This is a genomic window from Nitrospiria bacterium, from assembly GCA_035517655.1.
In the GTDB taxonomy this organism is placed as follows: Bacteria; Nitrospirota; Nitrospiria; order JACQBZ01; family JACQBZ01; genus JACQBZ01.
Window position 1 is genome coordinate 37,122 of record DATIYJ010000006.1, and the last position, 26,492, is coordinate 63,613.

The window sequence follows — 26,492 nt, forward strand, 5'->3', positions numbered from 1 at the left end:
CATGAATAAAACCCATGTTGCCATTATCGGAGCCGGCCGCGGCGGGACCTCTCTCATCGAAATCTTCCATCCCGATCCGCTGGTCAAGATCGTCGGCGTGGCCGATCTGGAACCCCGCGCGCCCGGGATCCTGCTCGCAAAACGCCTCTCGATCCCGACGACAAGAGATTACCAACGGCTCCTCCGCCTAAAAAAAGTGGATCTCCTCATCGATGTGACGGGCAACCCGAAGGTGGAACGGAGCCTCCGGGAGCTCGAGCGTCCGGAAGTGGCCGTGATCGGCGGGCCCACCGCCAAGATGATGTGGCAGTTGATCGAGGCCCACATCAAGGACAAGGAGGAGATCGAGAAACACCTTCGCGAATACCAGGCGCTCTACGGCTTGTACCTGCGGGAGATCCAGCATGCCATCGCCGAAGAGCGAACCCGGATCGCGCTGGACATCCATGACGGACTGGTTCAAACGCTGGTGGGGCTCAATTACAAGCTGGACCTCTGCGGCGAATTGTTGGAGAAAGATCCGGCCCAGAGCCGTGCGTTGATTCTGGATACGCGGGACCTTTTGAAGGCCGCGATCGAAGAGGCGCGTCAGGTGGTCTTTAATCTCCGCCCCTTGCATTTCGACCGGATGGAGCTCCTGCCGGCGATCCGAAATTATCTGAAGACGTATTCGAAACAGTATCAGATCGAGACCGATTTCAAGGTCCGGGGGAATGAACATCGCATCCCCTCCCGGGTCAAGATCTTCCTGTTTCGGATCATTCAAGAGGCGTTGTCGAACGTTCAGCGACACGCCAAGGCCACGCGGGTTGGAGTGGAATTGACGATCGGGTTATCGGATCTCCAGACGACGCTCTCGGATAACGGCCGCGGCTTCGACCTGGATGCGGTGTCGTCGCATCCGGAAAAGTGGGCCTCGTTCGGGCTGAAAGGAATCATGGAGCGGGCCCGGCTTTTGGGCGGGACGGCCGTGATCGATACCAAACTGGGGCAGGGAACGAAGATCATGCTTCGGGTCCCGCTCCTGGGGAAGGAGGGACGCCTCCGTGAGCAAGATCAGGGTGTTAATCGCCGATGACCATCAGGTGGTTCGGGAAGGACTCTCGGCCATCCTGAAGACCAAGGAAGAAATCGAGGTGGTGGGGGTCGCCAAGGACGGTTTGGAGGCGGTCGAGAAAGCCCGCGAGCTGATTCCCGACGTGGTCTTGATGGACATCAGCATGCCCCGGATGAACGGGGTGGAGGCCACCCGCGAGATCAAACGGGAGAACCCCCACATCGGCGTCGTGGTCCTCACGATGTATGCCGAGGAGGAGTATATCTTCGATCTGGTCAAGGCGGGGGCGACCGGCTACCTGCTCAAAGACGCCGACTCGGCCCAAATCGTCAAGGCCATCCGGGCCATCGCCGAGGGGGAGTCGTTGATTCATCCGTCCGTGGCGAGCAAGATCTTAAACGAGTTTTCGCTCCTGGCCGAAGGCAAGGGACGAAGGCCGGGGCGCCTCGAACACGGCCTGACGGACCGCGAGATCACGGTTCTCAAGCTGGTGGCGCAGGGCAAGACAAACAAGGAGATCGCGAACGCACTTGAGCTGAGCGAGAAGACGGTCAAGAACCACGTCCGGAACATCTTCCACAAGCTCCATGTCTACGACCGCACGCAGGCCGCGATTCATGCCATCCGGAAAGGCCTGATCGAGCTCGATCCCAAAATGTAGCATGCCCCGATCCCTTCATCAAAGGAAGATGAGCCTCTTCGCTTGCTCCATCCCTGGCACCTTTGATATGATGACCCCATCGTAACCCTACGACAGGAGGGAGTGTCCATGAAAAATCAGTCTCGAATTTCCACCGTCGCCGCGTCTTTTCTGATCGGCTCGGCGGTTGTTGCGGTCCTGATCCTCAGGACGCCGGCGCTGAGTGCCGACATCCCCTATTCCGGACAGGTGGTAAAGGTCGACGCCGCCGAACATCAGATGATCGTGAAAAATCCCCAGTCGGGCGGCCGCATCAAGTTCGCCGTGACCGACGGCACCGCGATCACCGCCGGGAATGAGAAGAAACGTCTCGGGGATATTAAGGCCGGCGAGGCGGTCGATATCGAGTACGCCTTGGAAGGCAGCAAGTACATCGCTCATAAAATCACGCTGAAACCTTCCGGAGGAAAGTAAAGGCGGATTCCAACGGGGAAAGGAGAATCATGGGCGACGTGATTGTATTGGATCTGGAGACGCAGAAGACCTTCGATGAAGTGGGCGGGAGGGGAAACCTTCACCTGCTCCGGGTCTCCGTGGTGGGCATCTATTCCTATCACCAGGACCTCTTCCGAACGTTCACCGAATGGGAGACCCCGTCCCTTCGCGGGATCCTCGAAGACGCGGGCCTGGTGGTCGGATTCAACGTCAAGCGGTTTGACTACTTGGTGCTGGAGCCTTACCTCAAGCGGAGCCTCAAGAACCTTCCAACGCTGGATATCATGGAAGAGGTCGAGCGGTTCCTCGGCCACCGGCTGAGCCTCGACACCCTCGTCAAGGCGACGCTCGGCGAGGGAAAGACGGGACACGGACTGGATGCGATCCGCTACTTCCGGGAAGGGGATATGGAAAAGCTCAAAAGCTACTGCCTGGCGGATGTGCGGCTGACCCGCGACCTGTACGAGTACGGAAAACATCACGGGCAGCTGCGCTACCAGAAGAACAACGAGTACCACAGCATTCCCGTCAACTGGAGCAAAGCGGCCGCGGTTCAAGGCGCGCCCAAGTAGCGGCGCGCGGGCCGATGGTCATCGGAGTTGTTCGAGTCGGTCCGTGTTGACCGTCACGTTATTCGCAGCACGGAGGGCCTGGATCTCCTCCTGCAGGACGGCCCGTTTGATTTCCTCCAAGACCGGGGTCGGCAGTTCCTCAAATCGTTTGGCTTCGGGCGCGTCGGTCACCTTGATCAGATGGTATCCGTAGTATGATTTGACCGGCTCGCTGATCTCGTTCACCCGCAGGCGGAAGGCGGCGTTCGCGATCTCGGGAATCATCCGCCCTTTCGTGAAATAGCCCAGATCCCCTCCGGTCGGGCCGGATCGCGCGTCTTGCGAAAACTTTCGCGCCAGTTCCGCGAAATCCGCCCCGGCATTCAGTTGTTGCTTGAGATTTCGGGCCTCCTCCTCCTTCTCGACCAGGATGTGGCTGGCCCGGATTTCTCGGAACTCGTTTCGGTGTGACGCATAATAATCTTTGAGGGTATTCCCCGCAGTCATCCGCGCCGTCAACCGATCCATCATCGCTTCGACCAGAACCGAGCGGCGGGCCTCGGCCATCTTGGCCTGAATCACACGCTCCTTTTCAAGATGACGCTTGACGGCTTCTTGGTACAGCAACTCCCGTGTAATCAGGATGTCCAGGATTTCCCGGCGGCCTTCCGGCGAATGGATCGATTCCTTCAGAGGGGCGGGCGGCTCGGCCAGTTTTTGCCTGAGCGCCTCCGTGGTGATGGGCGTTCCATTCACGGAGGCCAGCTCATCGGCGAGCGCGGACCCGATGATCAACCCGGCGCCCATCACGCCGACCCAAAATCGATAACGCATCCGGCGATCCTCCTTCGCTTCAAAATGCCCGCACTCTACCATCCCCGCGATCGAAAAGCAACCCGCCGGCATTCCCGATTGTGTTTGTTCGGAAGAGTTGTTAGAATCCGGCCATGATGAATCGCGAAGTCGCACCCCGGGAGGCTCCGTCCATCGCCGCGGTGGCGTTGCTCGAACACCTCGACCGGGTCTTCCATTATCTCATTCCGGAGAATTTCCGCGATCGGATTGAACCCGGCATGCGCGTGCTGGTTCCGTTTCGGAACCGATGGCGGACCGGGATCGTCATCCGCCGCCTCCATCGGGCCGACGTGGCCCACGTGAAGCCGATCCTGCGTCTTCTCGATTCAGGCCCGCTGCTGGATCGATCGATGATGGCGCTGGCCCGTTGGCTTTCGGAATACTACGTGACGGGGTTGGGTACGGCGATGAAGACCATCCTCCCGCCGGGCCTGGAGATAAAGATCGGGCGGCATTTTCGGATTACCCCGGCGGGCCGAAAAGCCGTTTCGGGGCCCTCTCCGAAAGGGGACCGACGGCTTTTAGCCATACTGGAACGCGTTCCTCGAGGAATGAGGCTTGAGACCCTGTTGCGGCGAACGACGGCGGATGTCCAAACCGCTCAAAGCGGCGCGGCGCGATTATCCGGACCGCTTTCCGTTCTTGTCCGAAAAGGCTGGGTCGAGGAGACCAACGTCTTGCCGCGTCCCCGTTCATCGAACCCTCCTCTTTCCAGATCCGTCGCGGACTTCAAGCCTTGCGACGGTCCGATGCCCGCGGGGACGTCTCTGCCGGAAGATCTCTATCAGGCCGCCGGCTCCGGCCGGTTTGCGGCGGTTTGTCTTGAGGGCGCAGCGGAGCGGTCCCGGCCGGAGGTCATGGCCCTCATTACGGCCACGAGGCGCCGAAACCGGTCCGTGATCCTGCTCGTGCCCGAAATCGACCGTGTTTCCGATTGGGCCGAGCGGCTGAAGGGCCGGATCGACGGCATCGTCGGGATACTCCATAGCGGGCTTTCGGACCGCGAGCGTCGGGCGCAATGGGAGCGGGTTCGTCAAGGCGCCGGTTCGATCGTGATCGGGACGCGTCTCGCCGTGTTTGCTCCGGTTTTGAATCCGGGCCTGATCGTGGTGGAAGAAGAGCAGGATCCGGCCTACAAGCAGCCGGAGGCGCCGAGGTACCATGCGCGCGACGTGGCGGTCCTGCGGGGCGCGCATGACGGCGCGCTCGTGCTTCTGACCAGCACGTCGCCGTCGATCGAGACGTACGCCAATATCCGGAACGGGAAGTACCGGTCCGTCCCATTGGACGGACCGGGGTCCGGACACGCGGTCCGTCCCGTAGTGAGAATCATCGGCCTGGCGGGCGAGTCGCCCGGGACCTTTGTCTCGGACGACCTTCTCTCGGCCGTGGCCGGCCGGCTCGAAAAAAAGGAGCCGGTTGTGCTGCTTCTGAACCGTCGGGGGTTTGGAGGGGCGCTGTGCTGTCGGGACTGCGGCGCCGTGGTCCGGTGCCCTCGTTGCCAGGTGGCGATGCCCTACTCCAAGCGGAGGCGGCAACTGACCTGTCATTACTGTGGAACGGTTTCCGACCCGCCCGCGGCCTGTCTTGAATGCCGTGGAACCCGTTTGGAGATCGTCGGCGCCGGGACCGAACAGGCCGAGGAATTTTTCAAGTCGCGGTTTCCGTCCGCGAGGATCGCGCGGCTGGACCGGGACACGGTGCGTCTGAGCGAGGCGTCGGCCGCGATCGAGCGGCTGAATCGGGACCAGATCGACCTGGTGATCGGGACGCAGCTCCTGCTCAACGGCCCCCGCATGGCCCGGCCGGGTCTGATCGGTCTGTTGCAGGCGGACGGAGCATTTCATCTGCCGGATTTCCGGGCCGGTGAACAGACGTTTCAACTGATCCGACGGATCCTGAATTTTTCGGCCGGCGGCGAGGTGCTTCTCCAGACCCGGCATCCCGATCATGAGGCGATCGCCTGGGCCGCGGCCGGAGAGCCGGGAGCGTTTTACGAGAAAGAACTTGCTCAGCGAAAGGCCTTGGGCTATCCGCCCTTTGCTCGCCTTGCGGTCGTAACCGTGAAGTCTCTGAGCGAGGCGAAAGCCCAGGCGGTGGCCCAGCGGCTGGCGGAGGGGATGAGGCCGACGGCACGTCCGGATGATCCCCACCCTCCGTTTCAAGTCCTCGGACCGGCCGCCGGAATTAAGCCGCGCCTGCACGGAAAGTTTCGCTGCCGGATCCTGATCAAAGCGCCGAACAGCCGTGTCCTTCACGAGGCGCTTCAGGCCGGTTTGAGCGCCGTTCGATCGGGATCGGACCGAGCCCGGGTCTGGTTCGAGGTGGATGTCGATCCCCAGAGGATCGCCTAGCCGAAGAAAGATTGACACCGTAAGGAATGATGGGATATCTTTGAGCCGAATTTCGCATTTTCCCAGGAGCCGCTTCCCTTGGATGCAAAACGCCCCACCGTTCTGATCGTCGACGACGACGAAAGCACCCGGGACACGTTGGAAGCGATCCTTCAAAAGAACTACAACGTTCTCAAGGCCCCGAACGGTCATACGGGGCTCCAGCTGATTCATGCGCACGAGGTTCAGATCGTCCTGCTCGATATTCTGCTTCCCGATCTTAACGGCCTGGAGATTCTCAGGCAGATCAAGGACCGGTTTTCGGACATCGAAGTGATCATGATCACGGCCGTAAAAGAAGTGGGTACGGCGGTGCAGGCCATGAAGCTGGGTGCCTATCACTATATTACGAAGGACTTCGACTATGACGAGGTTCTGGCCCTCATTGAGAAGGTGGCGGAACGGCAGCGGAACGCACGCGAACTCTTATACCTGCGGTCCGAGGTCGAACAGCTGTCGGGGGCCGAATTCATTGCCGGCCGGACCAAGCGGATGCGGGAGATCGACGACCTGGTGCAGCGCGTGGCGAAGCTTCCGACCACCATCCTGATCTTGGGGGAGAGCGGCACCGGAAAGCAACTCCTCGCACGGTACATCCATAAGCAGAGCGCCCTCGCCGACCGCCCCTTTGTCACCGTCGATCTTACGGCGATTCCCGAAACGCTGGTCGAAAGCACGCTGTTCGGTCACGAAAGGGGATCCTTCACCGGGGCCTATCGCCAGCACATCGGAAAATTCGAATTGGCGGACGGGGGGACTCTTTTTTTGGATGAGGTCGGAAGTCTAAGGCTCGAGCTTCAGGGCAAGCTCCTGCGGGCCGTCCAGGAAGGCGAGATCGAGCGGGTGGGGGGCACAAAAACCATCCGGGTCGATGTCCGCCTGATTTCGGCCACCAATGTGGATCTGGCCCTTGCGGTACAAAAGGGGGCCTTCCGGGAAGACTTGTATTACCGGCTGAACGTCATCCCGATCAAGCTTCCCCCGCTTCGGGAACGGATTGCGGATCTTCCCGCGCTCGTGGAATTTTTTCTTCAGCGATACAATCGGCGGTTTAAAAAAAATATTGCGCATGTCAACCCGTCGGCGATCGAAATGCTCTCGTCCTACGACTGGCCCGGCAATATCCGCGAGTTGGAAAATCTGGTCGAGCGGCTTGTGGCGCTCTCCGACGGAGACACACTTCGGACGGAGCACATCCCGATCGAATACAGTCTCAGCGGCCTGCGAGGGGCGCATCAGAAGGAAGGGTTGTTTCAAAAGGCGGTCGAGGCCTTTGAGGAGAACTTGATCCTGAAAACCCTGGAGAAAGAAAAGTGGAGCCGAGGGGCCGCCGCCCGTATCCTCGGGATACCCGTAAGCACGCTGAAGTATAAGATGAAAAAGTTCAAGCTTCTCGGCCGATCCCCAAAACGAGAAAAGTAACTCCGAGGCGCCGTGAATCCTTATCCGCCCTTTTCTGCTTCCGGCAAGGTCATTGTCCTTCTCATCGGGTTGATCCTGTCCGCGCTGACCGGTCTTCCGGTTTCGGCCGACGAAAACGCGGCCGGGCCCGAAATTCAACTCGGCGTGACGGCCACGACACCGAGCCGTCTGGAGGAGCCGGCGGATGAATCGTCGGGTTCCGTCACGGTGTTGTCCGGGCCCGAGATCGGGGCCCAGAACCCCGTGTCCGCGCCGGAGGTTTTGCGGGATCTCCCGGGCGTGAGCCTTCAAGAGTCGGGCACGATGGGGGAATCGGCCGCGCTGACCCTCCGCGGATCAAACCCCAATCAAACGTTGATTATGCTGGACGGCATACGTTTGAATTCACCTTTTCGGGGTGACTTTGATCTGTATTTGGGCGGCCTGATGATGGATCAGATCGGGCAGATCGAGGTTGTTCGAGGCGCCCAGTCGGCTCTGTACGGCTCCGATGCGATGGGCGGTGTCGTCAATCTAAAAACCCAGGGGGCGCAAGGACCGCCGGAATCCTCCTTCACGCAAGAGGTCGGGAACGAAGGAACGTTTCGCGAAGCTGTTTCGATGAGCGAGAAGCGATCTCAAATGGATTATGCGCTGACCTTTGCGCGCACCGACACCGAGGGTCAGTTCGATCGGGACCGTTTCGGGGCGTCGTCCTTTACGGGACAGGTGGGGGTTCCCGTGCGCGAGAACGGTCGGCTTCAGTTCATCTCGCGGCTCCAGAGCGACAGCAAAGAACTGGCGATCGATGTGGTTCCTGTTACGGCCGACGCGGTTCAGGTGTTTTTCGACCAAAACGATGAGATCCGGAAGCGATTCTTTTTCAATACCCTCCAATATGAAGACCGGCTCGCGCCACGGTTTGAGCTGTCCTGGAAAGTGGCGGCGGTGGACACAAAGTTAAACTGGGACAATCCGCCCGATCCCTCGTCTGGAAATTCCGACGATTATTTTGAAAACACCGATACGCGCACCGTTATTGTCGACCTCCAGCAAAATGTTCTGGTGAGCGACACTGATACGCTTTCATTCGGGTTCGACCGGCAACGAGATGAAGTGGACAGTGAAATCAAGTATTTCGGTACGGCCCTTCCGGTCAATCAATCCAGAGACAACACGGGGTATTATTTACAGAACTTGTTCAAATGGGGAAAACAATTCGTCCTTCAAGCCGGGGTGAGAACGGACGACAACCAAAGCTTCGGGACCGTGACGAATCCCAAGGTTTCTTCCGCGTATGATTTTCAAAACACGGGGACGAAACTGAGGGCCAGCTGGGGCACAGGATTTCGGGCCCCGACCATCCAGGAGTTGTTCTTCCCCGCCGTTGGAAACCCGGACCTCCAGCCGGAGAAAAGCCGGAGCTGGGAGGCCGGTGTTCAACAGAAGGTCTTCGGTGAGACGATGCTTCTGGATGCGGCCTATTTCAGGATTGACTATCGGGATCTGATTCAGATCGGCCCGACCACCATCGTCAACATCGGGGAGGCCCGCACGCAGGGTGTCGAATCAAGCCTCGAGGTCCGGCTTCTTTCAACCCTGACGGCCAAGGCGAATTACACGTATCTTGACGCGAAAGACAGGACAACGGACGAGGAACTTCCCTTTCGTCCGAGACAGATAGGAAACATCGGCCTTCTTTACGCGCCCACGGCCAACTTCGTCGCCCATCTCGATATCAATATGGCATCAAGCCAGGCGATTTCGGCCGATTTTATACTGCCGGACGGCTCTCTGCTCCAGGGTCGATGCCCGGGTTACACGCGCGTGGACCTGTCGGCCGCCTACCATCTCTTCCGGAGTTACTGGGGGGTTCATGAAACCCGATTTTTCGTCAAACTCAAAAATCTTTTCGACCAGAAATATCAGGAAGTCCCGGGTTTCCCGGCCCCCGGCATCAATTATTTGGCGGGCCTGACGGCCGCATTGTAGAAAATAACCATTCCGATTAGATGGAATCTTGTCCCGTCCGGACAGTTTTTTGTCGCCAAGGACACAAATCCATATACAGAAGCGGTTTTTATAAATTTACGAAGGGATTTGGGACCGGTTCGGATGAGTTTTGCGTCGTGTCTTCCAATAAGAACCCCGGCAATGATTCCGTCGCTTTCCTGAAATTTTTATAATCCGAATACCATCGACATCCCGATCGGGATCATCCTTCGTCTGAATCCCATCCCGTTGAAAACCATGCCATCCCAACGATCCGGTTGTTTTTCAGGTGATGTAATTGAGCCGGCGGAGGCCGGAGAAATGATTCGATACACGGAAGCAGAAAGTCGGCCTGTCGAATTAAGGCACGCGTCTTGCTCTTAACCGTAAGCGGGTTCTGTAAGAGCACAAGAGGCGGGATCGACAATGAAGCTTTCCAAGTTCAATGTCCTGATTCCAAATTTCCCCGCGTCGGGTGAGTATCTGGTCTTTAACACCTTCTCCGATTCACGGGTGGTGATCAATGAGCCGCTCAAGAATGTGATGGAAAAGGCGGAAGGCCTGACCGATTTGAGTGTCTTATCCGAGCCCGAGCGAAACAACCTGGAGGTGCTTCGCGAACTCGGGGTCATGGTGGATGAAGCGGTGGATGAAGACCGCGAGCTAGAGTACTGGTTCCAGAGGCTGAAGTTCGACAACGCCGTTTTGGACCTGATCATCCTGACCACCTCGGCCTGCAACTTGGGGTGCACGTATTGTTTTGAAAACGGTATCGATCTGAAGGGGTTTATGAGGGTGGAGACCTGTTCGCGTGTGGCGTCCTGGGTTGGCCGGACACTCGACAGGGTTCGTCCGCGGAGTCTCCACCTGACCCTCTTCGGCGGTGAGCCGCTCTTGAATCCAGAGGCTGCCCGATTCTTGAGCCGCTCACTATATAATTTAGCCCGCGAACGGGGAATCGAACACCGGATCAGCATCATCACGAACGGGGTTCTTCTCACCGAAGCAATCATCAACGATCTGATCCCGTTGGGCCTTAAGCGGGTTAAGGTGACTCTCGACGGAGATGAAACGGCCCACGATTCCAAGCGCCGCCACAAAAACGGTAAGGGGTCTTTTCAAGTCATCCTCAAGAATCTTCTCGCCCTCAAGGGCAAGGCGCCCATTTCGATCGGGGGCAATTTTGACGAAACCACAAAAGACAGCATTCCCCGCCTGCTGGATCTGTTGGTCAAGCTCGGCTTCACCCCCGACGACATCCTGGACATCACGTTTAAGCCGATTCTTGCAGCGACCAACCGGCTGCCCGTCTTGAACAATGCGATGGACTCCGGCCATGCCTGCACCTTTTCGGATATCAAGGTTTCCGATATCGCATGGTTGCATGACGAAGTCGGTAAAAGGGGCTTCAAAACGACCGACCATGTCGCGATCGGTCCCTGCTGCGCCACCCGGGAACACACCTACACGATCGATCCGTGGGGAAGCATCTATAAATGCCCGGCGCTGGTGGGGCGAAAGGAGTTTATGATCGGAGATGTTCGTGAGCCGGAGACCAATCACCGGAACACCCAGTTTATGACGGTCGACCTCTGGCGCGATCCCTTCTGCCAGCCCTGTGCTTACCGTCCGATCTGCGGCGGCGGCTGCCGTGGCAGCTCCGTCACCCAGTCGGGGGATTTCAGAAAGATCGCGTGTGAAAAAAACTATTTCGAAAATGTGGCCCTCGAGTTGGTCAAGAAAGAGTATTTTAATGAGCAAAATACGATGGATTGAAGGAGGAGGTGAGGCCATGAAGATGAAGATCGTCAAGAAGGGGGAACGGAAGACCCGATCAGCGCCACCGTCATGCCCCGTGTTTATACGCTGAGGTCCACGGGTCTTTAGGATGGGGATTGCGGATCTGCGATCCCTTTCTTATCGTTGTTGACTTCTCTTGAGGTCCTGCCTAATCTAGTGTCATGCCTCGGGAGATCAGACGGTTCCTTTTCATCCCCATTCTTGTGTTTATCGTCGCGTCTGTCTCGTGTCAATCCACATCGGCAACCGATGAAAAAGCGACGGGCGATATGCTCGTTGTTCCCGACACTGAAAAGTTTGCCTTCCTGAATCCCCTGCTGACGACCACGACACTGTCGGCCCGCTTAATCGACATCGTCTTCGACGGTTTGATAAAACTTGACGACCGCTTCGAGCCCAAACCGCAGTTGGCGGAATCCTGGGAACGGCCGGTCGATGGCCGGACCTGGACCTTCCATTTGAGGCCGGGGGTAAAATTCCATGACGGCGTGGAACTGACGGCCGACGACGTGGCCTTCACGTTTGAAAAAATGAAGCGGTTTTCAATCGCTCCGACCTCCTTTAATTCTCAGGATATGCAAGAGGTTCATGTCGTCGATCACTATACGGTTCAAATCACGTCAAAGACCCCCCTCGCCTCCTTTCTCCAATCGCTGGATGTGCCGATTCTGCCAAAACACCTGCTGGAAGGAAAGGAGATCGAAAATACTTCATTCAACCTTCATCCCGTCGGCACCGGGCCGTTCAAGGTCAAATCATGGTCCGATCAAGAGATCGTTCTGGAAGCCAATGAGTCTTATTTTTTGGGCAGACCCTACCTCGATAAAATCCGCGCGATCGCGTACCCCGATCGTGAAGCCATCTGGGCCAAGTTGATGGCCGGGGAAGTCGACTTTTTTGACTATCTCAGCGCCGGTGACTATGAAATTACAAAGCAGGTTCCAAACGTTCGTTTCTACTCGGTTCCCATGCCGTATTATTATCTTGTGGCCCTTAATATGGAGGATCGTCTTTTTGCGGATCGGCGTGTCCGGCAGGCTTTGAATTACGCCGTCAATAAGGAGGAGATCGTGGCGAAGGTCTTGGAGGGCCAAGGCCGGATCGCCGCCGGGACGATCTTTCCCGGTTCATGGGCTTACAATCCAAACATCGCACCTTATCCCTACGATCCCAAGAAAGCCCTCGCTCTTCTCGCGGAAGCCGGCTGGCGGGATCATGACGGCGATCATTTTCTTGATAAAGACGGACGACCGTTTGAATTTACGGTGCAGGTCAACGCCGGAGACGACGCGAAAAAGAAAACGTTCCTTCTCATCCAACAGCAGCTTCTGGACATTGGAATCAAGGCGAGGCTGAATTTTTTTGACGCGGCCGATATCGGGTTCTATTTTAAGAAGCAGTTTCAGGCCGTTTTTCCCGAGACACGAGCCGGCGGCGATCCCGATAGTAGTTACAAGTTCTGGCACTCTTCCCAGATTCAAGGCGGGTTTAACGTAACGTCCTATCATAACAAAACGGTCGACAAACTATTGGAAGAAGGGAGATCCGAATTTGACCAGGAAAGAAGAAAGGCGATATATTTTAATTTCCAAGAAGAAATCCTCAAGGACCCCCCCGGGATTTTTCTGTATTGGACAAATTATCTCGTCGGAATTCAGAAGCGCTTCAAAGGGGTGAAAATAAGCTCGGTGAGCCCTTTTGAGAATATTCAGGAATGGTACGTCCCGAAGGCGGAGCAGCGACATCCGGAATCTGAAAGCCCGAGTAGCGCCAGGAAACAATGAACAAGGTCTCCACGAAACTGATCCTGCTGTTGGTCCTTTCCGCGCTGGTCCCGATGACCCTTTTCGGGATGATCGCCGTCTGGACGGCCCGCGAGACGGCACGACAAATCGTGGCCGAGGAAAACCTTCAGGTGGCCGACCGCGCCGCCCGCCAGATCGAACAGTACGTCAACAACAGCCAGTCCATCTTGGAAGCCCTGGTTCAGAACCTGGCCAAGACGGATCTCAAGAACTGGCAAAAGGAACGGATGGTCAGGAATTATACTCTCCAGTTTGAGCGGTTCCGGTCGATTGATCTGGTGGATGAGACCGGCCGGCTGCTGGTGACCAGCCGGCTGGATTTGACCCGAGAAGACCAACCGGAGATGGCGTCGATCCAGGCCGCACTGGCCGGGCGGGTCTACCGGTCCGGAGTGTTTATTTCGCGGAACTTCGAGCCGAGCATGACTCTTGCCATTCCCTTGAAGGTGTTGGGTGAAGTTCAGGGCGCCGTCGTGGGGCAGCTGAATCTGATTGAGATGTGGAAATTGGTGGACAGCATTCGGATCGGGCAGGATGGGCATGCGTTTGTGGTGTCGAAGGAAGGCCTGCTGATCGCCCATGGGCTCAACTCGGCCAAAGAGCGGGTTTTTCGCCAGGAGCGTGCAGGCCCTCTCGCGGTCGTCGAGGCGGCTTTGAAGGGAGAAAGGCGGTCCTTCATCTACAACGACCAGGGAGGCTTTGAACAGATCGGCGTCTCCGCTCCCGTCGAGAGTCTGGGTTGGGGGTTGGTAATCGAGCAGCCGACCCGAGAGGCCTACGCCGCCTCGACGCGGCTGACCGGTCAGTTGACCCTTCTTGTGCTGATATTCCTTCTGCTGATGATCCTGATCGGTATGGTCGGAGGAAGACGATCCGTCGTCGCGCCGATCCGGGAGCTGATCCGAGGCATACGCGAAGTGGGCGGCGGAAATTTAGCTAAAAAGGTCAAAATCTTGACGGGGGATGAGTTTCTGGAGCTCGGGGAAGCGTTTAATGCCATGACGGACCGCCTGTCAACGTTGGAAGAGAATATCCGGCGCAACGAGCGGGCCGTCTTGCTGGGACGCATCGCGGGCGGGCTGGTGCATGATCTTCAACATCCGATTAAAAACCTGGAAAACAGCAGCCGCCTTATGATTCAAAAATATGAAGATCCCAAGGTGCGTGACGTCTATCAGGGCGTCGTAAAACGGGAGCTTGGAAATTTGGACCGCTTTTTGGAGAATCTCCTGCACTTAAGCCGCCCCACCCCGATCCAACCCGTCAGCGTCAACCTTTATAATTTTTTCGAGGATTTCCTCGGGTCCCTTCGAATCGATCCCCGCTGCGTGATTCAAAAATTCGGTGAAGGGTCTTTGGAGCCCTTGGTCGACGGAAAAGTCCGGGTTTCGGCCGATGTCCATCCGCCGGAGCTAACGGTCTGGGCGGATCGGTTTGCTCTCGAACGCATCTTGAAGAATTTGGTCGCCAACGCCCTTGAGGCGATGCCGAATGGAGGCCGGCTGGATATTTCGGCCCGGCCGGCCCCGCCGAACCTAACCGAGATTTCGGTTTCGGATACCGGCGGCGGTATTCCTCCGGACCGGCTGGACAATTTGTTTGAAGACTTTATCACCACCAAACGCAAAGGGCTGGGTCTCGGCTTGGCGATCTGTAAAAAAATTGTGGACGAGCACAGGGCCGCCATTCATGTTCAAAACCGCCCCAGTTATGGAACCACGTTTATCCTGCGCTTCCCCAATCCCTGAGATCGATTGGATCTAAGGCATCCGTTGGCACGAGGTTTGCTTGTCTTTTATCGGCATCCCCGGCGCCCAACGTCTTCAGAAGCATTCCGATCGGATATGTTTCTGGTGGCAGGACAGCGGGCGCCGGGGCTGTTTTCGGATGCAGCGGGACCTGCGGAATCCGGTTAGCAGCAAAACGATCGCTCTAACATGAAGACGAATAAAAAAACCATCGGGCCGGTCGGATCAAGGGAAATGTTTAAGGTTCGAGACGATGTCCATACCGCCCCGGCTGTCCCTCCGATGATTCACCAAGATCACCGCGCCTCTCCGCCCAAAATTCTTGTCATCGCCGATTACCCCGACACCCGGTCCCTGCTGAGAAAAGAACTCCAGGCGGCGCATTACGATGTGATCGCGGCGGAAAGCGACGTCGAAGGCCTGAACCTTTCGGCGGCCGTGCATCCCGACCTCATCCTTGTCGATCTGCCGATCCTTTCCATGGACGGCGTTCAATCCTGGAAACGGCTAAACAGTCATTCGACGACCCGGCCGACGCCTTTAATTTTTCTGACCTCCGTGAGCCGGGTGGAAGAGATCCTGACCGGTTCGGGTTTAGACGCCGTGGATTGCGTGGTGAAGCCCTATCGCCTGAAGGAACTTCGGTCGCGCATTCGCAGGGCGCTTACGGTCCGGGATGAACAGGAAAAACGCCATGAAGAGATCCAACAGTTCAAGAACCGGTTTGTCGCCAAGGTGCTGAGCGAGCTTCGCACCCCCGTGACGGTCATCGCCGGATTTTGCTCTCTGCTGGAGCAGAAGCTGGGCCGGTTGGCTCCCTCGGTGTCCGGCGCTTATCTGCGGGAGATTATCCGACACGTGAATGATCTCCTGGATCTGGCGGACGGACTCGAGGGCGTTTCCCGCACGCGTTCTGCTTTCGAGAAAGTCGGCCTCACTCAAGTCCTCCGGGAGGCGGTTGAAAAATTCCGCCGCCGTCTGGATAAAAAAGGAGTGCGCCTGGTGTTCAAGTCTCCCACGAAAGACCGGCTGATGCTTGAGGGGAGCCGGCGTGATTTGTTCCTGGCCTTCGGCTATCTCTTGTCGAACGCCCACCGCTTCACGGCCGCGGGCGGGACCGTCACCATCCGGATCTTGCCCCTGGGGCATGAGGCCCGGATTGAGATGGCCTGCACGGGTTCCGGTGTTCCTCCGGAGCCGTCGGGCCGGGGAATCTCCGATGGAGAAACGGGCCCCCTCGGCCTGACGATCGCCCGATCGATCGCCGAACGGCACCGCGGGGAGCTTGGAGTTGAAAACCGGTCCGGGCAGGAAAGTCGCATCTGGATGACGCTTCCCTTGAATCCCCCTCTTGTTTGATTTAAATCGGCGCGGCACCCTCGCCTGCGGTTTCTCCCATGGCGCCGTTCTCCCGGCGATCCATCCGTTTTTACAAAACGCAAGGTCTATGGTAAGCTATGCCCGCCGTACGCCAAAATACCGGTCGACGAGTCTTGGAGCATGGAAGATTATGGGTAGACCGCTGCGCGTATTGATGGTTGAGGATTCGGAAGCGGACGCTTTATTGGTGATCCGCAAACTGAACCAGGCCGGTTACGATCCGATCGTCAAACGAGTGGACACACACGCCGCGATGGCCAAGGTTCTTTTAGATCAGGCCTGGGACATCGTCCTTTGCGACTACGACCTGCCGAAGTTCAGCGCGCCCGATGCCTTGGCGCTCGTTAAAAAAAGCGGGCTGGACCTCCCGTTCATCATCGTGTCCGGGAAGATCGCAGAAGATATGGCCGTCGCCGCCATGAAAAGCGGGGCCCAGGATTACATCTTAAAGAACGATCTCTCCCGACTGGGCCTCGTTATTGAACGGGAGTTGCGCGAGGTCAGGGTCAGAAGGGAACGGGAGCAAGCGGCGCGAACCATAAAGTACTTGGCGTATTACGACCCGCTGACCGCCTTTCCCAACCGGATTCTGCTTCTGGAGCATCTGCAACGGGCCATTGTCGACGGGCGGCAGGCCAAACACGCGGTGGCGCTGATCCTCATGGACCTGGACCGATTCAAGGAGATTAACGATACCCTGGGACATGATCACGGCGACAACCTTCTCTACCAGGTCGGATCGCGCTTAAAGCGCGTGCTGTTTGAGCCGGACATCGTTTCGCGTCTCGGCGGAGACGAGTTTGCCGTGATGCTTCCGAGGCTGGCGGCGGCTGAACACATCACGGTGGTGGTCCAAAAAATCCTGAAAGCCCTGGAAGACCCCTTCATGATCGAGAAGCTGCCCATCGCGGTTGAAACCAGCATCGGCATCGCGCTCTACCCCGATCACGGCGCGGACGCCGAGACGCTCTTTCAGCGGGCCGATGTGGCCATGTACGAGGCCAAACGCACCGGCAGCGGATATACCCTTTATGCCGCGGAACTGGATCAGCACAGTCCCCGCCGGCTGGCCTTGATGGGGGCCTTGCGCAAGGGGATCGAGCGGAACCAATTATTCCTGCACTACCAACCGAAGGTCAGTCTGACCACGGGTCGGGTGATCGGCTTGGAGGGGCTGGTTCGCTGGCGGCATCCGGAATATGGATTAATTCCTCCCGAGCAATTCATCGGCCCGGCGGAGCAAACGGGGTTGATCGGTCCGCTGACTCAGTGGGTCATCACGACGGCGCTGAACGATGATCGAGCCTGGCGGGACGCGCAGATCCCGCTCACGGTATCGGTCAATTTATCGACCCGAAGCCTCCATGATTCAAGGCTTCCGGTCCAGCTTGCGGAATGGCTGCGGCTTCACGGCGGCTCACCGGAACGCCTCGAACTGGAGATTACGGAGAGCGCGATCATGGCCGATCCGGGACAGGCCCTGGAAATCCTTTTCAAAGTCTACGAGATGGGCGTCCGGTTTTCGATTGACGACTTCGGCACCGGGTATTCCTCGTTGGCCTATCTCCGAAAACTGCCGGTGGACGCCATCAAAATCGATAAATCCTTTGTCATCAACATGGCGAGCGACCCCAACGATTTAGTGATCGTGCGCTCGACCATTGAGCTCGGTCACAACATGGGCATCAAGGTGGTGGCGGAGGGCGTGGAAAACAAGGAGACCTATCAACGACTGATTGAACTGGGTTGCGACGCGGCTCAGGGTTATTACATGAGCCGGCCACTCCCCTTGGCCGAGCTAAACCGATGGCTGGACGAATCGCCCTGGGGATCGAAGCAAGCCTGAGATGCCCGGGACCCCCTTCCTCTAATTGACAAGGGCCCCTCGGCTTTCTATAATACCATTTCTACAAACATCGGGAGCCGAAGTGGCGGAATGGCAGACGCGCACGTTTGAGGGGCGTGTGGGGAAACCCGTGGGGGTTCAACTCCCCCCTTCGGCACCAGAAAATTTTCCGCGCGGGAAATTTTCCGGTGAATCGTGAATGGCAAATCGTCGGTTGTTTTTCGGCCCGTAACGCCAACCCTGCCCAAGTTTCTTCATGGCCAACCGCATCACACTTCTCCGAGTTGCCCTGCTCTTTATCGCGATCGGATTTATTTATACCGACACGGTTTTGGGTGAACTGATTGCGTTCGGAGTCGTCCTCGTCGTTGTTCTGCTGGACGGCCTGGACGGGATGATCGCGCGACGGACCGGACGGGCCGATGAGACCGGCGCGGTGATGGACATTTTCGCGGACCGGGTTGTTGAGAACGCGCTTTGGATCGTCTTCGCCCATATCGGGCTGATCCCCGTTTGGATCCCGATCACGGTGATGGTCCGGGGGCTGGCGACGGATGCGGTCCGGTCGATCGCCCGGACCCGCGGCGAGACGGCTTTCGGGACGATGCTGCGCTCCGGGATCGGCCGCCGGGTGGTGGCCTCGCGCGCCTCCCGCGCGGTTTATGCCGCGGCGAAAGCCGTCACCTTCGGATATCTCCTTTTGTACATGGCCCTGATCCGGGCCCAGGCGGTCGGACTGGATCTTGGCGGGATGGAAAACGGGCTTCCGTGGGCGTACAAGTTCGGGATGGGGCTTGTCTACTTCACCGTCGCATGCTGTCTGGCGCGCGGGATACCGGTTCTGATCGAAGGCCGACGCTATGTCCGAACCGAAGCGAAGTAAGGATGTTCGCCCCTCCGTCGCGTCCGGGAAGTCCCCCGTATCGGTCATTCTGGACCTTGACTACACACTGGTTCCCCGAACATCGGTTGAACGGATATTTATACGGTTTCTCTGGAACCGCGGCTGGCTCCGGCTTCCGGACTTCCTCCGAACGATCCGAAGTCTCCTGATCGATAGCCGGGGCCCGTTAACGATCCGTCTTAAGACGAACAAATGCTATCTGGCCGGCCGTTCCGTCCGGGCCATGGAGGAATTGGCGGGTGCCTTTGTTTTGGACGAGATCCGTCCGGTCGTGTCGCCGAAGGCCCTGGCCGTATTGGAGGATCACCGTCGGCAGGGACACCGCCTTCTGTTGCTGACGGGTTGTCCGGAGTTTTTGATCCGCCCGCTGGCGGACAAACTCGGCATCGATTCCGTCATCGGCTCGCGGCTGGAGGAGAGAGGCGGACGATGGACCGGCCGGTTGATTCCGCCTCACCCCTACGGTGAGGCCAAGCGCCGGCTGTTGGAAACGTGGGCCGAGATGGAAACCGTTCGACTGGATCAATCCCACGCGTATGCGGACAGCTCCGCGGATGTCCCCATTTTTGAGGCGGTGGGCTACCCGCATGTCGTTAATCCCGGCCGGTCGATGAAACGGTTGGCGGCCGTCCGCGGTTGGCCCGTTTTGAATTGGTAAATGGGGTCCCCGGCCCCCGCCATCCCCGCGCGGGCGTCGGGCTGCGGTTTCCAAGGGAACTTTTCCCCTTGATTTGCAACGGGTCGCTTGGCATAATGAACCGTCGGATGGAAGGCCGGCCCCAAAAAATCCCGCCGCCTTTGAATATTATAATATATAATATAAAAGCGGAGTCCGAGCCGGTGCGCGATCAATCTGTCGGCCATGAAGATCAACGAAATATATAAAAGCATCCAGGGCGAATCGACGTATGTCGGACAACCCTGCCTTTTTATCCGAACCACGGGCTGCAACCTTCGTTGCGAGTGGTGTGATACGCCGCACGCCTTCTATGAAGGCCTGGAGATGACCCTGGAGGCCATCCTGTCCCGGGTCGAGACGTCGGCCTGCCGGCTGGTGGAGTTGACCGGGGGAGAACCGCTGCTGCAGAAGGAGGCCCCGTTGTTGGTGACCCGGCTGCTGGACGGCGGCTACACGGTGCTGATCGAAACCAGCGGAAGCCTCGACATCCGGGCCGTTGATCCGAGGGCGATCGTCATTATGGATATCAAATGCCCCGCGAGCGGCATGTCGGGCGCCATGCGCTGGGATAACATCCAGGCGCTCCGATCGCTCGATCAGGTCAAGTTCGTCATCAAGGATCGCGCCGATTACGACTGGGCCCTGGAGATCTTGGATCAATACCCCGTTCTGAGCCAACGCGTCGTTCTCTTTTCGCCGGTGTTCGGCGCCCTGGATCCCCGGCAGCTGGCCGACTGGATCCTTGAAGACGGCCGGCCGGTCCGTCTCCAGCTGCAGATCCACAAATATATCTGGCATCCGGAGGCTCGGGGCGTCTGATGGAAAAACCGACCGAATCCAATTTGTCCGGAGATCAGGCGGTGCTTCATGTGCGGGCGGGGAAACTGCTGAAGGGTTTGATCATCGGTTTTACCCCCACGGCCGAGACGGTCCATCTCCAGATCGAATCGGAACCGGCCCAATCGCCGATCGAGGTAAGGGTTTCCGACCTGAAGGCGATATACTACGTGCGGTCCCTGGCCGGCAACAAACAGTACAAGAAGAAGCGGTATTTCGGCGTAGCCGAGGGGAAGGGAAAAAGGGTTATGGTGCGGTTTAAGGACGGCGAGATACTGTGCGGGTTCGTCGAGGGCGAGTTTCCCTGGAAGGACGGGTTTCTGGCATCGGCCGATCCGGATCTCAAGGGGTTCTTTGTATTCCCGGCCGATCCGGAGGGGAACAATACGAAGGTCTTTGTGGTGACGACGGCCGTCGAGGATGTCCGTCGATTGTAGATGACCGTGAAAGGAGTTCAAGACGAAATGGACATCAAGATCAAGAAGGGCAAGATGGAGGAAGAGGCGGCCGAGGCGATTGTCCTGAGCCATTTTGAAGGCGAAAAATCTCTTTCGGAAGAAACCGCGGCCGTGGACCGGGCGCTGGGGGGGCAGATCAGGGGATTGATCGCCGCCGGCGAATTCACCGGAAAGCTCAACCAAGTGCTGCTGCTTCATCTTCGGGGCGAGCTCCCGGCCCAACGGGTTTTGCTCGTCGGACTGGGAAAGAAAAAAGAGGTCGGTACCGAGAAAATCCGTCAGGCGATGGGCACGGCCAGCCGGCAACTTCGCGACAGCGGGATCAAGTCCTTTTCAACGCCCCTTCACGGGCACGGACAGAACAAAATCTCGACCTTTGAATCGGCCCAAGCCATCGTGGAGGGATGCCTGCTGGGTCTCTATCAATTTACCGCCTACCGGACCGAAAAACGTTCGGAGATCAAAGAGGTGCAACAAATTACCCTGGTGGATCGGGCCGAGGGGAAGATTGCGGAGGTGGCCGGCGGGAGCCGCACGGGGCAGATCCTGGCCGACGCGACCAATTTCGTCCGAGACCTGTGCAACCATCCTTCCAACGTGGTGACTCCCTCCCGGCTGGCCGAGGAGGCGAGAGCGATCGCAAAGGAATTCGGGCTGACCTGCCGGGTGATCGAGAAGGACGAGGCCGAATCGCTGGGCATGGGCGCCTTCCTCGGCGTTGCGAAAGGGAGTCAGGAGCCGCCCAAGTTCATCATCCTGGAGTATCACGGCGGGAAGAAGAAAGAGGCGCCGGTGGCGATCGTCGGCAAATCCATCACGTTCGATTCCGGCGGCATCTCGATCAAGCCGGCCGAAAAAATGGAGCAGATGAAAACCGATATGTCCGGCGGGGCCACCGTGCTGGGAACGATGAAGGCCCTGGCTCAACTCAAACTTCCCGTGTCGATCGTGGGCCTTCTCCCCGCGACCGAGAACATGCCTTCCGGAACGGCGGTCAAGCCCGGCGACGTGGTGCGCGCCATGTCCGGGAAGACGATCGAGGTGATCAATACCGACGCGGAGGGGCGGATGATTCTGGCCGACGCCCTCGCCTACGCCGCGCGCTACAAGCCGTCCGCCATTGTCGATCTGGCGACCCTCACCGGCGCCTGCGTGGTGGCGCTGGGAAACCGCGCGACGGGAGTGATGGGAACGAACCCGAAATTGATCGAACGTCTTAAACGGGCCGGAGAACGCTGCGGCGAGCGGCTCTGGGAGCTGCCGTTGTGGGAGGAGTATCAGGAACAGATCAAGAGCGACGTGGCGGACATGAAAAATGTGGGCGGGCGCGGCGCCGGCGCCATCACCGCGGCGGCCTTCCTCCAGAAATTCGTGGGTGATATTCCCTGGGCCCATCTCGACATCGCCGGCACCTCTTGGAATGACGATCCCCGCCCCTACGCGCCCAAAGGCGCCACGGGCGTGGGGGTGCGGCTTCTGATCCAATGGCTGACCGATGCCACGCGGGAGAAGGCATGACACTCAAGGAAAAGATCGGCCAGCTCTTCATGGTGGGTTTCAACGGCGTCGGTCCCTCCAAAGCCGTCGTCCGGCTGATCACGGAGTTTCAGATCGGCGGGGTGATTCTGTTCGCCCGGAACCTCCAGTCGCCGTCCCAAACCGCCAAACTGTGCAACGCCCTCCAGTCGCAATCGCCCCGGATGCCCCTGTTGATTTCGATCGATCAGGAAGGCGGGCGCGTCTCAAGGCTCCCGAAAGGCTTCACGCTTTTTCCCGGCGGCGCTCAGCTGGCCGCCTGCCGCTCGACGGAACTGGTCTATCGCGTTGCCGAGGCGACGGCCCGGGAGCTGCGGTCGGTCGGGATCAATATGAACTTGGCCCCGGTTCTGGACGTCCATACCAACCCCTCCAACCCGATCATCGGCGACCGCGCGTTCGGCGACAGCCCCACATTGGTCAGCACGCTGGGGCTGACGATGATCGCGGGTTTTCAGGACAACAACGTGATCGCCTGCGGAAAACACTTTCCGGGGCACGGGGACACCGGCGCCGATTCACACAAGGAGCTGCCCCGCGTTTCGCACGGCCTCCGGCGGCTGCGCGAAGTGGAGCTGCGGCCCTTTCTCCACGTCATCCCGAACGGCCTGGCCTCGATCATGACGGCCCACGTGCTCTATCCCCAGTTGGATCCCGACGAGCCGGCCACCTTGTCCAAACGGATCGTGACCGGGCTGCTCCGCGAGAGCATGGGGTTCAAGGGCGTCGTGATCACGGACGATCTGCAGATGAAGGCGATCTCGCAGACGCACGGACCGGGCGAAGCGGCCGTCAAGGCGATCGAGGCCGGCGTGGACCTCCTTCTGATCTGCAACGACGAAGAGGACCCGTTGAAAGCGCTGGAGGCCGTGGCCCGGGCCGTCAGACAAAAACGGATCAGCGAGGCCCGTATCGAGCAGTCGCTGCTCCGAATCCTTCAGATGAAGGAAAAGTACATCCTCCCCTATCAGCCGTCCGATCTCGCGCAGGTCAAGGAGATCGTAGGCTCCTCTTCCAACAAACACCTTCTCGAGGAAATCAAGGAAAGATCCGAGGCCCCGGTGGCTGTGAAGGCGGGCTGAACGCTGCTTGTCTGTTCCACTGCACGGCGAAGCAATATGCAATCCAAAAAGTCAATGAGACAAGTCTGATTCTTTTCTTTTTTATGTTCTTTTTTTACTGAAGTTTCTTTTTCTCTTGACACCTGTATGAAATTACAGTATAAGGGTGGCAAACATGGAGATCACCCTTGCCTACCTCGACAAAAGAGGTTGGATTAACGGAACGTCAAGATGAAATCTTAGCGTTCATTAAGACCCATATCGAGAAGTCAGGTTTTCCACCCACCGTTTTAGAAATCCAAAAAGAATTTTCCTTCAAATCCCCTAACGCCGTCCAGGAACATGTAAAGGCCATCGCCCGCAAGGGCTATATCCGCAGGAACCCGAACAAGTGGAGAGGGTTGGAACTTGTTGGTGTTGCCAAGAAGGAACCCGTGGCACCTCCCACCGTCCTCGTTCCATTGATCGGTCGCGTAGCCGCAGGGTCACCCATTCTGGCGGAAGAAAACATTGAAGGGATGATTTCCATAGACCGTTCTCTTGTTAATCGTCCGACAAAACTGTTTGCCCTTCATGTCAAAGGCGATAGCATGATAAAGGCCGGCATTTATGACGGCAATATCGTGATTGCACACCAACAGTCCGCTGCAGAGAATGGGGACATTGTAGTTGCTTTGCTCGGCGATGAAGCCACGGTAAAAAGATTTTACCACAAAAATAAAATGATCCTCTTACAACCTGAAAACGACAAGATGTCACCGATAAAAATTACCAAACAGGTAGATTTAAGTATCTTGGGTAAGGTAGTCGCAACTTTACGGAGGATAAGTGGCTCTTGATATAAACAATGCTGTCCGATACCATTTTATATTTAAACCTAAATTAAGAACTAATCTAACGCTTATCTTTTGGAATAGGGCCTATGGGAGCAATTCCAACATCTGAGATGCCAGGTCACAAGAGTCTACACGAGAGAGCACTCTCTGCTCTTGATCGTTGTCAGGAATTACAAGGTGTAGACTTTAAGGAGTCGGCAGCTTGGCAAGTACTGCAATGGAAGATTATCAAGACTGTATTGGGAATGGGAAATCTTCGTGATGGAGGGATCATTGTTATTGGCGCTTCCGAACGTAGCGAAACTTGGGACCTCACAGGTATTGCGCCTGACCATCTTTTAACTTACGACGTAGATGATATCATCGGCAAAACGAATGCCTATGTGTCCCCACACGTTGATTTAGACATTGTGACCGTACGGTACCGGAATGGGAAGATTTTTCTTGTGATCCAAATAAGGGAGATTGAAGACACGCCTTTAGTCTGTAAGAAGAATGGACCAGATGATGAAGACCTATACGAGGGAACAGTCTATGTTCGGCCGCCTGGCATGGCGAGAACAACAAAAATCACCAATGCAACACAGATGCACGATTTGCTCGAACTCGCGGCTGAAAAGCGGGCTCGACGTATTCTTGAAGTGTCGAGACGAGTAGGTCTTGTATCTTCTCCATCTTTTTCTGAGCAATTCGACAGAGAACTAGAAGGTTTATAAATCCCATGACAATTTCATTGCGGGATCAAATTCTTCATGCTCCTCATTGGCGAGTTAATTTGCGTCCTGAAAAATACGAGCCGGAATTGATTCCTTCATTAAAAGAGTGCTTTGAACAAATCGAAAAGGCCAAGGTAAGCCTAAGAGGCTGGGACTATCCGCACTTGAGTAATAGGCAAATCGAGCGCGATCAAGGCTTGAACTGGGTGGCATCTTGGTCAGATTTTTGGGGTCACAAAGAATATTGGCGTCTTTACCAAAGCGGTCAGTTTATACATCTCTTTACAGTAAGAGAAGCTTCAGAACAGGAATGGAGAAATAAACTTGAGGCCGACACCAAAAAGCATCTGGGGAGAATGAAAGATATAGATTGGTCAAAGGTACCTGGATTCATTTCCATTATTAATTTTATATACACGGTCACTGAAATTTTTGAATTTGCAGCTCGATTATCACAAAAGTCCATCTATCATGGCACGATTACGATCACGATCGAGTTGAAAGGCATTAGAGGCTTTGTGCTTACGATGGATGCACAGCGTTTTTGGCACGGTTACTATGCTACGAGTGAGAATAAATTGGGAAGATCTTGGGTTGGACCAAGCAATGAATTGGTCGCTAACAGTGCAGAAATATCTCTGGAGGTAGTAAACTGGTTCTTCGAACGGTTTGGATGGTTAGATATACGACCCGATTTGCTCAGAAGCGATCAGGAAAATTTCCTGAAGCGCCGAATCTAAGATGACTTTGATAAAAAAGTTATGGCTGTTCCAAAAGAAACAATCTGGGAATTAGATCCTCACGGTCGTGCAAAACACGAGATACTCCGTAGATACTTAGGCGCTTGGTTCCCTATTTTGAATAGCTACAGAGACCGGATACTATACGTTGACGGATTCTGTGGCCCTGGCCGGTATAAGGGCGGTGAACCAGGGTCACCTATCATTGCCTTGGAAGTAGCCAAAAACCACCGTCGGACATTAAAGGGTGAGCTTCTTTTCTGGTTTATAGACGAGCGCGCAGACCGTATTGAACATCTAAAAAGTGAACTCTCAACCATGCAATTGCCGTCTCATTTCAAGGTACATCCTGAAATTGGGCGCTTTGATGAAAAGTTTATACCTGTATTATCTCAACTCAAGGCTAAAAGGAAACAGCTTGCACCAACTTTTGCTTTTATTGATCCCTTTGGATTTTCCGGAATTCCTTTTGGTTTGATCTCTCAATTTCTCAAGCAGCCAAGTTGCGAGGCATTTATCACTTTCATGGTGGATGCGATAAACCGTTGGCTTGAGCACCCGAATCCTGAGATTGGTCAACACATTGTTGAAGTCTTCGGAACACAGGAAGCATTGACGATTGCCAATGGTCCCGGCGACCGAGTGGCTAACCTAAGGGTACTATACCAAAAACAACTCCAGACGGTAGCGAAGTTTGTTAGGTACTTTGAGATGCGTGATATCCACGATCGGATACAATATTACCTTTTCTTTGCCTCAAAC

Annotated in this window: 23 protein-coding genes and 1 tRNA gene; 23 read left to right on the forward strand and 1 reads right to left on the reverse strand. The window is 56.8% G+C overall.

Annotated features, from left to right (window positions below; genetic code table 11):
* The first annotated feature begins 1 nt into the window (after position 1).
* From VLY20_00540 to VLY20_00555, 4 genes are all read left to right on the forward strand, one after another.
* Complete coding sequence (locus tag VLY20_00540) at positions 2-1,078, forward strand: sensor histidine kinase (protein ID HUK55130.1); 1,077 nt, start codon at positions 2-4, stop codon at positions 1,076-1,078.
* Positions 1,047-1,718, forward strand: a complete 672-nt coding sequence (locus tag VLY20_00545) for a response regulator transcription factor (protein HUK55131.1) — start codon at positions 1,047-1,049, stop codon at positions 1,716-1,718. The genes VLY20_00540 and VLY20_00545 overlap by 32 nt, the downstream gene beginning before the upstream one ends.
* 108 nt (positions 1,719-1,826) lie before the next feature.
* Positions 1,827-2,171 (forward strand): hypothetical protein, encoded by a 345-nt coding sequence (locus VLY20_00550; GenBank protein ID HUK55132.1) that lies wholly within the window; start codon positions 1,827-1,829, stop codon positions 2,169-2,171.
* A 29-nt stretch (positions 2,172-2,200) separates the two neighbouring features.
* Positions 2,201-2,764: a helicase gene (locus VLY20_00555; GenBank protein HUK55133.1), complete on the forward strand. Its 564-nt coding sequence runs from the start codon at positions 2,201-2,203 to the stop codon at positions 2,762-2,764.
* Between the two features lie 18 nt (positions 2,765-2,782).
* Here the strand turns inward: VLY20_00555 and VLY20_00560 are convergent, their stop codons facing one another.
* Entirely contained in the window at positions 2,783-3,577 is a 795-nt protein-coding gene (locus VLY20_00560) for a peptidylprolyl isomerase (GenBank protein ID HUK55134.1), read from the reverse strand.
* A 113-nt stretch (positions 3,578-3,690) separates the two neighbouring features.
* Between VLY20_00560 and priA the strand changes: the two genes are divergently transcribed.
* From priA to VLY20_00655, 19 genes are all read left to right on the forward strand, one after another.
* Positions 3,691-5,952, forward strand: a complete 2,262-nt coding sequence (gene priA, locus VLY20_00565) for a primosomal protein N' (protein HUK55135.1) — start codon at positions 3,691-3,693, stop codon at positions 5,950-5,952.
* Between the two features lie 78 nt (positions 5,953-6,030).
* Positions 6,031-7,413: a sigma-54 dependent transcriptional regulator gene (locus tag VLY20_00570; protein ID HUK55136.1), complete on the forward strand. Its 1,383-nt coding sequence runs from the start codon at positions 6,031-6,033 to the stop codon at positions 7,411-7,413.
* A 12-nt stretch (positions 7,414-7,425) separates the two neighbouring features.
* Positions 7,426-9,384: a TonB-dependent receptor gene (locus tag VLY20_00575; GenBank protein ID HUK55137.1), complete on the forward strand. Its 1,959-nt coding sequence runs from the start codon at positions 7,426-7,428 to the stop codon at positions 9,382-9,384.
* 426 nt (positions 9,385-9,810) lie between these two features.
* On the forward strand, positions 9,811-11,160 hold the full coding sequence (locus VLY20_00580) for a radical SAM protein (protein ID HUK55138.1): 1,350 nt from the start codon (positions 9,811-9,813) through the stop codon (positions 11,158-11,160).
* A gap of 293 nt (positions 11,161-11,453) precedes the next feature.
* Positions 11,454-12,968 carry an ABC transporter substrate-binding protein gene (locus VLY20_00585; GenBank protein ID HUK55139.1) on the forward strand — a complete coding sequence of 505 codons (1,515 nt, stop codon included), beginning with the start codon at positions 11,454-11,456 and terminating at the stop codon, positions 12,966-12,968.
* Positions 12,965-14,737, forward strand: coding sequence for a cache domain-containing protein (locus VLY20_00590; protein ID HUK55140.1), 1,773 nt, complete (start codon positions 12,965-12,967; stop codon positions 14,735-14,737). Before VLY20_00585 ends, VLY20_00590 begins: the two co-directional genes overlap by 4 nt.
* 234 nt (positions 14,738-14,971) lie before the next feature.
* Complete coding sequence (locus VLY20_00595) at positions 14,972-16,096, forward strand: hybrid sensor histidine kinase/response regulator (protein HUK55141.1); 1,125 nt, start codon at positions 14,972-14,974, stop codon at positions 16,094-16,096.
* A 151-nt stretch (positions 16,097-16,247) separates the two neighbouring features.
* Positions 16,248-17,963 (forward strand): EAL domain-containing protein, encoded by a 1,716-nt coding sequence (locus VLY20_00600; GenBank protein ID HUK55142.1) that lies wholly within the window; start codon positions 16,248-16,250, stop codon positions 17,961-17,963.
* A 76-nt stretch (positions 17,964-18,039) separates the two neighbouring features.
* A tRNA-Leu gene (locus tag VLY20_00605) sits at positions 18,040-18,123 on the forward strand.
* A 96-nt stretch (positions 18,124-18,219) separates the two neighbouring features.
* Positions 18,220-18,846, forward strand: a complete 627-nt coding sequence (locus VLY20_00610; GenBank protein HUK55143.1) for a CDP-alcohol phosphatidyltransferase family protein — start codon at positions 18,220-18,222, stop codon at positions 18,844-18,846.
* Positions 18,824-19,525, forward strand: a complete 702-nt coding sequence (locus VLY20_00615) for an HAD family hydrolase (GenBank protein HUK55144.1) — start codon at positions 18,824-18,826, stop codon at positions 19,523-19,525. Before VLY20_00610 ends, VLY20_00615 begins: the two co-directional genes overlap by 23 nt.
* A gap of 204 nt (positions 19,526-19,729) precedes the next feature.
* The gene (locus VLY20_00620; protein ID HUK55145.1) at positions 19,730-20,365 is read left to right on the forward strand and encodes a radical SAM protein; all 636 of its coding nucleotides are present in this window, start codon (positions 19,730-19,732) and stop codon (positions 20,363-20,365) included.
* The gene (locus VLY20_00625; protein ID HUK55146.1) at positions 20,365-20,820 is read left to right on the forward strand and encodes a hypothetical protein; all 456 of its coding nucleotides are present in this window, start codon (positions 20,365-20,367) and stop codon (positions 20,818-20,820) included. Before VLY20_00620 ends, VLY20_00625 begins: the two co-directional genes overlap by 1 nt.
* Positions 20,821-22,359 (forward strand): leucyl aminopeptidase, encoded by a 1,539-nt coding sequence (locus tag VLY20_00630; GenBank protein HUK55147.1) that lies wholly within the window; start codon positions 20,821-20,823, stop codon positions 22,357-22,359. It abuts the gene before it with no gap.
* On the forward strand, positions 22,356-23,459 hold the full coding sequence (nagZ, locus tag VLY20_00635; GenBank protein ID HUK55148.1) for a beta-N-acetylhexosaminidase: 1,104 nt from the start codon (positions 22,356-22,358) through the stop codon (positions 23,457-23,459). The genes VLY20_00630 and nagZ overlap by 4 nt, the downstream gene beginning before the upstream one ends.
* Before the next feature lie 167 nt (positions 23,460-23,626).
* Positions 23,627-24,277: a transcriptional repressor LexA gene (gene lexA, locus VLY20_00640; protein HUK55149.1), complete on the forward strand. Its 651-nt coding sequence runs from the start codon at positions 23,627-23,629 to the stop codon at positions 24,275-24,277.
* 83 nt (positions 24,278-24,360) lie between these two features.
* On the forward strand, positions 24,361-24,990 hold the full coding sequence (locus tag VLY20_00645) for an ATP-binding protein (GenBank protein ID HUK55150.1): 630 nt from the start codon (positions 24,361-24,363) through the stop codon (positions 24,988-24,990).
* A 5-nt stretch (positions 24,991-24,995) separates the two neighbouring features.
* Complete coding sequence (locus tag VLY20_00650; protein ID HUK55151.1) at positions 24,996-25,730, forward strand: hypothetical protein; 735 nt, start codon at positions 24,996-24,998, stop codon at positions 25,728-25,730.
* Between the two features lie 21 nt (positions 25,731-25,751).
* Positions 25,752-26,492: three-Cys-motif partner protein TcmP (locus VLY20_00655; GenBank protein ID HUK55152.1), on the forward strand; the 741-nt coding region annotated here is incomplete at its 3' end.